This is a genomic window from Microbacterium laevaniformans, assembly GCF_016907555.1.
Lineage (GTDB): Bacteria > Actinomycetota > Actinomycetes > Actinomycetales > Microbacteriaceae > Microbacterium > Microbacterium laevaniformans.
Map to the genome: position 1 here is coordinate 1,628,475 of NZ_JAFBCE010000001.1, position 12,177 is coordinate 1,640,651.

Below are 12,177 nucleotides of genomic sequence, written 5' to 3' on the forward strand. Positions count from 1 at the left end.
ATGCCCGGCGCCTATCTGCTCGTCCTCCTGGTGTCGCTGGGCGGGATCATCGCGCTGGATGCACGCTTTCGCCTCGTCCTGTGGCCGGCATCCCAAACGTCCGAGCGCCGCCGCGGGCGCGCGATCGCCGCGGTCCTCATCGCGACGGCGTTCTTCCTGCTCTGGGATGCCGTCGGCATCGCCACCGGCGTGTTCGTCAAGGGTGACAGCCCCTATCTCCTGGGGATCGATCTGGCCCCGCACCTTCCGGTCGAAGAGCCCGTCTTCCTCGCCTTCCTGTGCTATCTGGCCCTCGTGGTGCATGCTGCAGCGATCCGCGCGCTGACGGCACGGGCCCGGCGAGTGCGGAGGATGCCGTGACGTATCCCCTGATCGTCGCGCCGTTCGCCCTCGCCGGGGCGATCGCCTTCGCCGCGACGGCTCGCCGTCCAGGGCTCGGCATGCGACTGACGGCGAGCGTGATCACCGCTGTGGTTCTGGTCGTGCTCACCGTGATCTTCGACAACGCGATGATCGCCGCCGGCCTGTTCACCTATCCCGACGCGCTCATCAGCGGCATCCGTGTGGGCCTGGCCCCCATCGAGGATCTGTCCTATCCGATCGTGGCCGCCTTCGCCGTCCCCGCGGTCGCCGAGCTCCTCCGCCCGCCTCGACGCGACCCCTCCTCCCCCACCGACACCGAGACGGATTCCGCACGATGACCGCGACCGCCACCGCCCGCCAGCTCCTCCTCTCGTCTCGACCCGTCAGCTGGATCAACACGGCCTACCCCTTCGCGGCGGCCACCGTCCTCACGACCGGAAGGATCGATGCGACCCTCATCGTCGGCACCGTCTTCTTCCTGATCCCCTACAACCTGGCGATGTACGGGATCAACGATGTCTTCGACTACGAGTCCGATCTGCGCAACCCCCGCAAGGGTGGCGCCCACGGCGCCGTGCTCGAGCGTCGCCTGCACGCCACCACGCTCTGGGCGGCCGCTCTGTCGTGCCTGCCGTTCGTCGTCTACCTCGTACTGGTCGGCACACCCATCTCCTGGCTGGTGCTCGCGATCAGCCTCTTCTTCGTCGTCTTCTACTCCGCGCCGCCGCTTCGTCTGAAAGAACGTCCCGTCGCGGACTCGGTGACCAGCAGCATCCACTTCTTCTCCCCCGCCGTGTACGGGTTGGTGCTCGCCGGCGCGACGTGGACGTGGCAGCTGAGCGCCGTGATCGTCGCCTTCGCCCTCTGGGGCATCGCCTCACACGCTTTCGGGGCCGTGCAGGACGTCGTGGCGGATCGAGAGGCCGACATCTCGTCCATCGCGACGGTCTTCGGTGCCCGCACCACCGTCCGCCTCGCCATCGCCGGCTACGCCGCCGCGGGCATCGTGATGCTCGGCGCCGCATGGCCGGGCCCACTGGCAGCGGTACTCGCGCTGCCCTACATCGTCACCGTCTGGCCGTACCGCAACGTCGCGGACCAGGATGCCGAGCGTGCCACCCGCGGGTGGGATCGCTTCCTCTGGCTCAATCAGTTCACGGGCTTCGCGGTCACGCTGCTGCTGATCTGGTACGCGCTCGGCCGCTGACCCCTCCGCGAGAATCCTCGCGCCCATGCACACGGGCCGGAGGCGTCACCGCCTCCGGCCCGTGTGCATGCGCGTCCGGATCTCAGCCCTGACCCTCCAGCTGGATGAGCTTCTGCAGCGCCGCCGTCAGCCGCGCGTCGGCTTCGCCGTACTTGGCCCAATCACCCTGCGTCAGGGCGCTCTGCCGGTCCATCATCGCCTGCTGGGCGTCCTTGAGTGCCGCCTGGAACTCAACGCTCGTCCCGGTGCCGCCGCCGGTCGCACCCGAGCCGGAGCCCGAGCCGTCGGTCGGAGCCGGGCTCGGTGTCGCGGACGGGGTGACGTCGCCGTCGCCGGCACTCGCGCCCGAGTCGCCGCCGAACAGCTTGTCGAGCGCATCCTGAAGCGTGCTCTCGAAGGCCACCTGGTTGCCGAAGGCGACCAGCACCTTCTGCAGGGTCGGGAGCTTCGTCGACCCGGAGGACTGCACGAACACCGGCTGGACGTACAGCAGTCCTCCACCGACCGGCAGCGTGAGGAGGTTGCCGTTGATGACCTCCGACTGTCCCTGTTTCAGGATGTTGATGAACGCCGACACGCTCGGATCGGCATCGAACGTGTTCTGCACCTGTCCGGGTCCGGGGACGGGTGTCTCGGCGTTGATCTCCAGCATGCGCAGCTTGCCGTAGTTCGGGTCCTTGACACCCGCCGTGGCTCCGGCATCCGAGTCCACTGACAGGTATCCCATCAGCACGTTGCGCGTGTCGTCACCGCCCGGGATGAACGTCGTGAACATGGAGTAGCTCGCGGCATCCTGTCCCGGCATCTTCATCGTCAGGTAGTACGGCGGCTGCAGCACCGGGTTCTTCTGCGTCGGATCGTTGGGGGTCTTCCAAGCGTTGTCACGCTGGTAGAACGACCCCGCATCGTCCACGTGGTAGGTGCCGAGCATGGCGCGCTGCACCTTGAACAGATCGGTCGGGTAGCGCACGTGGCTCATGAGGTCGGCGCTCATGTCCGACAGCGGCTTCACCGTCGACGGGTAGATCTTCTGCCACGCCTTCAGCAGCGGATCGGTGTCATCCCACGCGTACAGGGTCACCTTGCCGTCATACGCGTCGACGGTGGCCTTGACGGAGTTGCGAATGTAGTTGACGTCGTCGAGGGCCACGCGCGGCGTCGTGTTCGTCGTGTCGCTGATCGCGTCGCGCAGGCTCACGATCGACGAGTACGGGTAGTTCGCGCTCAGCGTGTAACCGTCGACGATCCAGACGATGCGTCCGTCGACGACCGACGGGTACGGGTCGTTGTCGAGCTCGAGGTACGGCGCGACCTTGTTGACGCGGTCGATCGGATCGCGGTCGTAGAGGATCTGCGAGTCCGCGTTGATGCCGTCGGAAAGCAGGATGTCGGTCGACTGGAACTTCAGCGAGTAGATCAGACGGTTGAAGGGGTTGCCGACGTTCGGCCCTCCGTTTCCTTCGAAGGTCGTCTTCGTCTGCGCCGCATCGCCCGTGCCGCGCGGGTAGTCCAGCTCGATGTCGGGGGTGCCCTCCGGGGCGCCCACGATCGAGTACGGTGGCGAGTTCTCGCCGAAGTAGATGCGCGGCTCGTACTTCTCGCTCGTGGTGAGCGCGCCGGTGGTCGGGATGCCGCGCTCGATGAAGACGGGATTGCCGTCGGCCGTGCGCTCATTGCCCTTGGCCGCCACCATCCCGTAGCCGTGCGTGTAGACCAGGGTCGAGTTGTACCACGACGCGGCCTGACCGAGCTGGGCCATGTTCAGCTCACGCACCGACACGACCGTGTCCTGGGACTTGCCGTCGATCTGATAGCGGTCGACATCGAGCGGGTTGGTGAACTGGTAGTACGCGCGGTACTGCTCGATCTGACGCACCGTGGGCGAGATGATCGCGGGGTCCATGATGCGGATCGACGCCGTCGTCTGGGCATCGGAGCGGAGCTGGCCGGGTGCGACGTTCGTGACCGCCTGGAAGTCGTTCTTGGTGAGGCCGTCGATGCCGTAGGCCTTCTTCGTGGCGTCGATGTTGCGCTGGTAGTACGGGCTCTCCAGCGTCTCCTGATTCGGACGCACCTGCAGGTTGGTCACGACCCACGGGTACGCCACGCCGACGACCAGGGCAGAGACGACGAGCAGGCCCACACCGATCAGCGGGAACCGCCACCGCCCGATGATCGCGGTCACGAAGAAGAGGACGGCGACGATCGCGGCCGCGATGGCGATGATCGTCAGGCCGGGGATCACCGCATGGTCATCGACGTAGCTCGCGCCGGTGATGCGATCGCTCTGCTGAGTCAGTGTCTTGTAGCGGTCGAGCCAAATGCTCACACCCTGCACCAGCAGGTAGAGGCCCGCGAGCACCGCAAGCTGGATGCGCGCGGCCTTGGAGATGCGCAGCTCACGCTGCCCGACGCGCACCGATCCGTACAGATAGGCGACGAGTGCCGAGAGCAGCAGCGAGACGAGCAGCACGGCCGACGCGAACCCGAGCACGGAACTGAAGAACGGCAGCGAGAACAGGTAGAAGCCCGTGTCCATCTGGAACTGCGGATCGAGATCGCCGGTGTCGACGCGGTTGAACCACAGCCAGGCCGTTTGCCACTGCGCCGAGGCGGCGAAGCCCGCAAAGAAGCCGAAGAAGACCGGGATGCCCCACATCGCCAGGCGACGCAGCGGCTCCACGACCTCCTGGTAGTGATCGAGCTGAGAGGTCAGACGCGCGTAGACCGGGCGCAGACGGTAGGCGAGCTGGATCGCGATGAAGACGGGCACGGCCATCGCCAGGAAGCCGACGACGAACATGATCACGCGCGCCGTCCACTGCGTCCACAGGACGCTCGAGAACCCGAGCTGGTCGTACCAGAGCCAATCGGCGTAGAGGCTCGCGAAGACGAAGAAGCCCACCACGACGACCGCGATGACCGCGAGCGTGATGGCAATCGCGCGACGGACGGGGTTCGGCGTGGCCTGATTCGGCGCTGAGGTCGTGGTCACACCACCATCCTAGGTGGGGTGATTCTGGCGGGACGCCGACCAACCTTCCAGGATGCCGTGAGCTCAGCGGCAGGTCGGCAGCGCGTCCAGGTCGCCCTTGTCGCGGATCGTCGACAGCACCTGCAGCGAGTCCTTGAGCGTGGCGACCGAGAACACGCGAAGACCGGACGGCACGTGACCGACCACTTCGTCGCAGTTGTCTCTGGGGGCGAGGAAGTACGTCGCTCCGGCGCCGACCGCGCCGTACATCTTCTGGCGGATGCCACCGATCGGCCCGACGGTGCCGGCGGCGTCGATCGTCCCGGTGCCGGCGACCTGTGCGCCGCCGTTGAGGTTCCCATCGCTGAGCGTGTCGATGATCCCCAGGGCGAACATCATGCCGGCGCTGGGCCCGCCGACGTTGTTGAGCTGGAGGGTGACGTCGATCGGGAAGTCGTAGTCGTGCATCGTCGAGATGCCGACGAGCCACGTGCTCTTGCCGTCGACGGTCGCCTGCTTGGGGGTCACCTCGACGTTCTCGCTCGCGCCGGAGCGCTCGATCGCGAGTCGCACGGGAGCGCCCGCACCGGCGTTGATGATGGTGCGCAGTTGATCGGTCTCGGTGATCGCCTGACCGTTCGCGCTGCGGATGACGTCACCCTTCTGCAGGATGCCTTGCGCTGCGGAGTCGTCGGTGAGTGCGTAAACCTCCACCATCGGCTTGACGTCGTAGCCGAGCTGCGTGAGAGCGGCAGCCGTCGCCTCCTTCTGCGAGTCGACCATCATCACCGCGCTCTCCTGGTTGCGCTGCTGCGTCGTCTGCCCCTGCGGGAAGACGTCGTCCAGCGGCAGCACCGCCTTCGCGGGGTCGAACCAGGCGAGGGCGAGCTCGAACCACGACGGGGTGCGTTCGCGATTGCCGACGACCTGCACCGTCAGCAGGTCCAGTGCACCGGAGGTGGGGAAGGTCGGCGCGCCTTTCACGGTGATCAGCGGCACATCGGCGCCCGAGGAGTCCGGGGCCGACCCCAGCGTGTTGAAGACGGGGCCCGGACGCTGAATGACGTAGGTGCTCGGCAGCAGTGTGAGCGTCAGCAACGCCACGAGGGCGACAGCGAGAGCCCAGACTCCGACGCGCAGGGGGCGGGACACCGGACGGCGGCGAGCGGGCACAACGGTCGTGCCCTCGTCGAACAGTGCCACAGCAGATCCTCCCGGCCGATCGTTCGCGATCGGCGTACACGGGACATCCTCCGTGGCGGGCCGAGGCGGCCGTGCGGGGAAGTCCAGCCATTAGCGTAGAACGCGACGGTATCCGCCTGCTGAAAGGCGCCTGATATGGCTGATGAGACTCCCGACCGCCCCGAAGACGACTTCCAAGAACTGCTGCGGAACCTGCTCGGTGGTGGAGGCGCAGGCCTTGACCCCGAACAGCTCGAGAACCTCTCGCGCATGGGCGTGGATCCCGCCATGCTGCAGCAGATGATGGCGCAGATGCAGCACGCCTTCGCCACCGGCAGCGATGACGGCATCGACTGGAGCGCGGCGAAGACGCAGGCTCTGCACCTGGCGAACAAGGACGGGCTCGGTATCACGACGGGCGCTCGCCACGACTTCGATCAGGCCTTCGCCCTCGCAACCCTCTGGCTGAGCGAGGCCACGACGATCTCGGACCTTGCGGCCCCGGCGCAGGCCATGACCCGCGGACAGTGGGTCGAGACGACGCTTCCGGTCTGGCAGGAGCTCGCCGAGCCCGTCGCCGACTCGATCGCGGGGGCGCTGACGGCGGCGATCGACGAGCAGACCCCGGAGGAGATGCGACAGCTCGTCGCCGGAGCGGGCACGTTCATGCGACGCGTGGGCGGTTCGCTGTTCGCCGCTCAGCTCGGCGGCGTCATCGGACGCCTGTCGCAGGAGGTGGTGTCCGGCGGCGATGTCGGCATTCCCGTCATGCCCGACGGCGTCGCGGCGATCCTGCCGCAGAACTTCGCCGACTTCGCCCGCGACCTGGACGTGACCGACGACCAGCTCGCGCTGTATCTCGGAACCCGTGAGCTCGCGCACGCTCGCCTCTTCCGCCACGCCCGATGGCTGCGGCTGCACGTGATCACCCAGGTGACCGAGTTCGCCCGCGGCATCCACGTCGACACCACCGCCCTCGAAGACCTCGCGTCGCGCTTCGACCCGTCCTCACCGGAGGAGCTGCGCTCCGCCCTCGAGTCCGGGGCGCTGCTTCCTCAACGCACGCCCGCGCAGGATGCCGCGCTTGTTCGGCTCGAGAACCTCCTGGCGACCATCGAAGGCTGGGTGGATGTCGTGACCGCCGACGCGACCTCGCGCCTTCCCGCCGCGGCGAAGATCGCCGAGGCCGTGCGTCGCCGGCGAGCCGTGGGCGGTCCCGCCGAGCAGGCGATGGCCTCCCTCGTCGGGTTGGAGCTGCGCCCGCGACGACTGCGCGAAGCGGCGGCGATGTGGCGCGCCGTGACGGATGCCGTGGGCATCGAGGCCCGCGACCGACTCTGGGACTACCCCGACCTCATGCCGGGGGCGAGTGACATCGACGACCCGCAGGCGCTCGTGGCGCGTCTGGTGGCCCACGAGCGCGGCGAGGACCCCGAACGGGACGCCCTCGACGAGGCGCTGGACGCACTGCTGGCCGAAGCGGCCGAGGAGGCGGAGCACGCCACCGGCGACCCCGGCGCGCAAGCCTCCGACGACGACGGTCCGGAGGATCCGCGCCCGGTGTGATCCGACGAGGCCTCCTCCCCCTCACCGGTCTGGACACCCGCACGTGTCGCGGCTGTGGAAAGTCGCGGCACGGGGGCCCGTCTCGCCTCAGAATCGGGACATGCTCCGCTTGGCCGCTTCGTCCCCGCCGCTGTGGCGCACGCCCTCGAGTCTCCAGCTCGGCACGGATCCGGCGATCCGCGTCGACGGCGTGCTCCCTTGGCAGGAGCGCCTCCTCGACGCCCTTGCCGACGGCGTGGCCGATGCGGGACTGGGACCTCTGGCACGCAGCTTCGGGGCCACGGCCGCGGAGGCCGCGGAGTTCACGGGACGAATCGAGCAGGCCCTCATCCGAGAACCACCGACCCCGCGTGCCGTGCGGGTGGAGGTGCCCGAGTCGCTGACGAGCGCCGAGCGTGAAGCGCTGCTGGCAGGGTGGGACGCCGCAGGCCTGGCGCGCGTCTCGATCAGCACCTGGGCCGTCGACGCGCCGCAGCGCGGGGTGCCGGTGATCGTCGTCGCCGACCGGCTCATGGACCCGCGCCGCGCCGCGCGGCTCATGCGCGCCGACGTCACCCACATCCCCATCGAGCTCGCCGGTGACCGCGTGCGCGTCGGACCCGTGGTCATCCCCGGTGCGACGGCGTGCACCGCGTGCGAGCACGCACGCCGCACCGCCGAGGACCCGCAGTGGCCGCTCATCGCCGCCCAGTTACTCGGTCGTGATCCGGTGCGCACGGATCCCGGTCTGCTGATCGAAGCCGGAGTCCTCACCGGCCGGCTCCTGCGCGACGCCCTGGACGCGCCCACGGAGCGCTCCGGGCAGGCACACACGAGCATGTCGGTCGGGCTCAGCCTCGCCCACGTCCGGCGGACGTGGCATGCGCACCGGCCGCACGCACAGTGCCTGTGCCGATCTCCTGAAGGAAGCGGGAGCGCTGACGTGAGCGCGATCCCGACCGTTGCGACCAGCTCATCGAGAGGGTACGCGCAGCCCGCGTGACGCCGACGTACGCGAGTCGTCGTTCCTCGTCGATCTCGTCGAAACCGGTGGCGTAGGAGATCGGCAGGAGTCCTTCCGCGAGGCCGAGGAGATGGACGTGATCCCATTCCAGGCCTTTGGCCGCATGCAGCGTGGCGAGTGTCACGGTGCGCAGAGTGGGCTCATGCTGACCGCGTCCGCGCACCATCAGCTCGTCGGTGAATGCCCGCAAAGTGGTGCCCTCCGGCGCCTGCTCGGCCAGACGCAGGACGGCGGCGCGTGCCTCCCAGGCGTCACGCAGCGCTCCGCCGGCCGGAGGCGGATCATCGGTCAGGCCGACCGAGCGCAGCACGTCGCGCACCGCCGCGACCAGACCGTTCGGGGTGGGCGCGACGGAGGCGCCCCGCAGCAGCGAGACCGCCTGACGCACTTCGGGCAGATCGAAGAACCGCTTGCCGCCGAGAACGGTCGCGGCGATTCCGCGCGCGGCCAGGGCCGAGAGCACGGGCGCCGATTGCGCGTTGGCTCGATACAGCACGGCGATCTCGTTCGGCTCGATGCCCGACGCGAGCTGGGCGGCCACCGCCGTCGCCACACCTTCGGCCTCCGCCTGATCGTCGTCATAGGCGGTGACCGACGGGACGGGGCCGGCTGAACGATCCGAACGCAGCGCGAGGGCGCCCGGTCGGCCGCGCATGAGCGCGTTCGCGACCCCGAGAATCGCCGGGTCGGAGCGATAGTTGCGTTCGAGGCGCACCACGGTGGCCTCCTCGTAGCGGTCCGGGAATCCGAGCAGGTAGCGCGGGTCGGCCCCGGCGAACGAGTAGATGGTCTGGCTCGCGTCGCCGACGACGCAGATATCGCGCCGATCCCCGAGCCAGAGCTCCAGCAGGCGGTGCTGCACGGGCGAGACGTCTTGGAACTCATCGACCGTCAGATGGCGATACTGCTCATGCACCGCGGCTGCGACCCGCGGCTCCGATTCCAGCATCCCGGCGCACGCCAGCAGCACGTCTTCGAAGTCCAGTTGACGCCGCTCGTCCTTGACCTTCTCGTAGCGCCGCTGCAGATCCGCCAGCACCTGCGCATCCAGCGTGTTGCCCAGGCCCTCGGGGTGCGCAGCGGCATCCTGATCAATCGTTCGCATCGCGACCTTCCGCCACTCGATGCGGCTGGCGACGTCGCGCAGAGTGGTGCCGTCCAGACGGAGGCCGAGGCTGTCGGCGGCCTGCCCGAGCACACGCACCTTGTTGTCGATGATCGACGGCGCCGTATCGCGGGCGAGCTGCGGCCAGAAGAAGTTCAGTTGCGCCAGCGCGGTCGCGTGAAACGTGCGCGCCGCGACCCCTTCGACGCCGAGCGCCCGCAGACGCCCGCGCATCTCCCCCGCCGCCTTCGCCGTGAAGGTCACCGCCATCACCCGCGACGGAGAGTAGGCGCCGGTGTCGACCCCGTGGGCGATGCGGTGGGTGATCACGCGTGTCTTGCCGGTGCCGGCTCCCGCGAGCACGCAGACCGGTCCACGCAGCATCGCCGCCGCGACCCGCTGCTCGTCGTCGAGGCCCTCAAGCGCACGTCCGCTCACGCCGGGTCCCCCGCCCAGTCGGCGATCAGCCGGTGCGCGATGGACGTCGTGCCGGGAAGCAGGATGTCGCCGTCGCCGCGCAGCGCCGCACGGATCTCCTCGCGCGAGAACCACCGCACGTCGACGATCTCCTCGCCGTCGGCGCGGGCCGCGGAGATGTCCGCCGCCGTCGCATGGAAGCCGAGCATGAGTGACCGAGGGTAGGGCCAGGACTGAGACCCCCGGTACTGCAGCGCCTCGACGAGCACGCCGGCTTCCTCCTGCACCTCGCGGACGATCGCCGATTCCAGCGACTCCCCCGCCTCGACGAAGCCCGCGAACGTCGAGTAGAGATTGCGATCCGCCCACAGCGCGTTCTTGCCCAGCAGCAGCGACGAGCCGTCCGGAGAGATCACGGCGACGATGACGGCGGGGTCGGTGCGCGGAAAGTGCTCGCGCCCGCACACCGGACAGTGACGCGCCCACCCACCCGCGCGCTCCTCGGTGCGCGCACCGCAGTGGGAGCAGAAGGGCGCCTCGACCAGCCAACGCCCGAGGGCGACCGCCTCGACGAGCAACCCGGCGTCCGTGGCCGACATCTCGCCGCCGATCGCGCGCAACGATCCCCATGCATCGGCGGGATGCGCGGCCACGGGGATGTCCTCGTCGGCGCCGGATGCCGCGAGCAGCACTGCCGCTCCCTCGGCATCCCGCCCGAGGAACGCCCACGACACCCCCTCGCGGATGTGTCCGACGGGTACCGTCAGCAGAGCGCCGTCGCCGTCGAGCGGGGCGCGATCGCCGTGCACCGCGACAACCCGCGTCGACGCCTCGCCCCGCAGACGCGCGAGCAGATCCGGTGCGCTGCGTTCGTCGGCGCAGCGGTCGATACCGCCGCGCGCAAGCGCGGGAGGACGCACGGGAACAGGCGGCTCAGCCGATGGCGACATCCGGGACCTTCCTCGACGGGCGTGGCGCACACGGGGACGGGGCGCGGCACACCTACCCTGGGGGCATGGCACGCTCACCTCTCACTCTAGCCGCGTCGGTCACGTCGGCCCTTCCCCGCGTCGCGGTGGTCGGTGTGGCGCCGCTGACCGAGGGCGTCTCCGGCCGCTACGACAGCGCCATCGCCACGCTCGACGACGGCCGGCGGGTCGTGGTGCGTGTGCCCGTCAACGACCAGGCGGAGCAGGATCTGCTGTCCGAGGCGCGTGCCCTGACGTCGCTGACCGCCGGCGTGCGGGGTGTGCTGCCGTTCGGCGCCCCCGATGTTCTGGGCCAGACGACGGTCGACGGCCGCAGCGCCCTCGTCCAGACGCTGCTGCCGGGCTATCGGGTCGATGCGGCCCACGTGCCCGCGGGCCGGGGCGTCGCCACCGCTCTGGCCGCCGCGATCGCGGCGGTCCACGATCTTCCGGTGACCGTGATCCGTGACGCGGGACTGCCCATGCGGACCTCCGCGCAGGTGCGCGACGAGGCCGAGCGCCTCCTGGATCGGGCGGAAGCGACCGGGCTCCTGCCCTTCGGGCTGCTGCGACGCTGGAGCACCGCCATCGGATCCGATCCGCTGTGGCGCTTCGAGACGACCGTCGTTCTCGGCGGGGTCGACCCGGCATCCTTCGTCTTCGAGGACGATGCTGAGGGCACACCCGCCGTCACCGGTCTTCTGAGCTGGGGCGCACTCGGCGTCGGCGATCCGGCGATCGACGTGCGCTGGACGGCGTCGGCCCCGGCTGCTCAAGCCGACGTGCTCGACGAGTACGCGCACCGTTCGCACCGCGCACCCGACGCCCTCCTCGCCGAGCGCGCCCGGCTGCATGCCGAGTTGGAGTTCGCGAAGTGGCTGGTGCACGGTCACGAAGCCGGGCAGCAGGACGTCGTGCGCGACGCCGTGGCACTGTTGGAGTCGCTCGACGCCAACGTTCGCGACGAACCGGTACGGGCGCGCGACGATGTCACGCTCGATCAGGCGCTTGCGGCGACCCAGCGTGTCCCTGCCGGTGCGGGCGAGGCCGCCGACACCTCGATGCAGACCGACAGCTTCGACCCCGAGACCCTCGCCACCTTCCTCGCCGATGAGAACGCGACGGGGATGGTCGAGACGAGCCGCCTGGACACCGTCGCGATCGAGATGTCGGAGTGGGCGCAGCCGGCGCATCCGTCGACGACGCGGGTTCCGGTGCACACCTCCGACATCCCTGTTCACGATGGCACCGCACCCGCGCCCGCGGCCGGTCAGGGCGAGGCAGCCACGCAGGACGCCCCCGGCGAGCCCGCGGCCGACGACATCGACCGCGACACTGCCGCGCGCAACGCTCTGCGCCGCTGGACCGGCACGGCCTGACACCCGGCGCGCG

9 protein-coding genes are annotated in these 12,177 nt (G+C 69.5%); 5 read left to right on the plus strand and 4 right to left on the minus strand.

All coding sequences use genetic code 11. From position 1 onward, the window contains the following. The 3 genes from JOE53_RS07720 to JOE53_RS07730 are packed head-to-tail and all read left to right on the plus strand — an operon-like array spanning position 1 to position 1,570. On the plus strand, positions 1-360 hold the full coding sequence (locus tag JOE53_RS07720; protein ID WP_204947336.1) for a lycopene cyclase domain-containing protein: 360 nt from the start codon (positions 1-3) through the stop codon (positions 358-360). Further along, positions 357-701: a lycopene cyclase domain-containing protein gene (locus JOE53_RS07725; RefSeq protein ID WP_204947337.1), complete on the plus strand. Its 345-nt coding sequence runs from the start codon at positions 357-359 to the stop codon at positions 699-701. The genes JOE53_RS07720 and JOE53_RS07725 overlap by 4 nt, the downstream gene beginning before the upstream one ends. Beyond that, the gene (locus tag JOE53_RS07730; protein ID WP_204947338.1) at positions 698-1,570 is read left to right on the plus strand and encodes a prenyltransferase; all 873 of its coding nucleotides are present in this window, start codon (positions 698-700) and stop codon (positions 1,568-1,570) included. Before JOE53_RS07725 ends, JOE53_RS07730 begins: the two co-directional genes overlap by 4 nt. An 82-nt stretch (positions 1,571-1,652) precedes the next feature. On the opposite strand, the gene JOE53_RS07735 is transcribed toward JOE53_RS07730, so the two are convergent. Then, positions 1,653-4,565, minus strand: coding sequence for a UPF0182 family membrane protein (locus JOE53_RS07735; RefSeq protein ID WP_204947339.1), 2,913 nt, complete (start codon positions 4,563-4,565; stop codon positions 1,653-1,655). A 63-nt stretch (positions 4,566-4,628) separates the two neighbouring features. Then, positions 4,629-5,747, minus strand: a complete 1,119-nt coding sequence (locus JOE53_RS07740) for a YlbL family protein (protein WP_005053626.1) — start codon at positions 5,745-5,747, stop codon at positions 4,629-4,631. 135 nt (positions 5,748-5,882) lie between these two features. Between JOE53_RS07740 and JOE53_RS07745 the strand changes: the two genes are divergently transcribed. After that, positions 5,883-7,292 carry a zinc-dependent metalloprotease gene (locus JOE53_RS07745; RefSeq protein WP_005053628.1) on the plus strand — a complete coding sequence of 470 codons (1,410 nt, stop codon included), beginning with the start codon at positions 5,883-5,885 and terminating at the stop codon, positions 7,290-7,292. A gap of 830 nt (positions 7,293-8,122) precedes the next feature. On the opposite strand, the gene JOE53_RS07750 is transcribed toward JOE53_RS07745, so the two are convergent. Continuing rightward, complete coding sequence (locus tag JOE53_RS07750) at positions 8,123-9,838, minus strand: ATP-dependent helicase (RefSeq protein WP_005053632.1); 1,716 nt, start codon at positions 9,836-9,838, stop codon at positions 8,123-8,125. Continuing rightward, on the minus strand, positions 9,835-10,767 hold the full coding sequence (gene nudC / locus JOE53_RS07755) for an NAD(+) diphosphatase (RefSeq protein WP_005053634.1): 933 nt from the start codon (positions 10,765-10,767) through the stop codon (positions 9,835-9,837). The genes JOE53_RS07750 and nudC overlap by 4 nt, the downstream gene beginning before the upstream one ends. Positions 10,768-10,832: 65 nt before the next feature. Between nudC and JOE53_RS07760 the strand changes: the two genes are divergently transcribed. After that, positions 10,833-12,164, plus strand: a complete 1,332-nt coding sequence (locus JOE53_RS07760) for a phosphotransferase (protein WP_005053638.1) — start codon at positions 10,833-10,835, stop codon at positions 12,162-12,164. Positions 12,165-12,177: the final 13 nt, after the last annotated feature.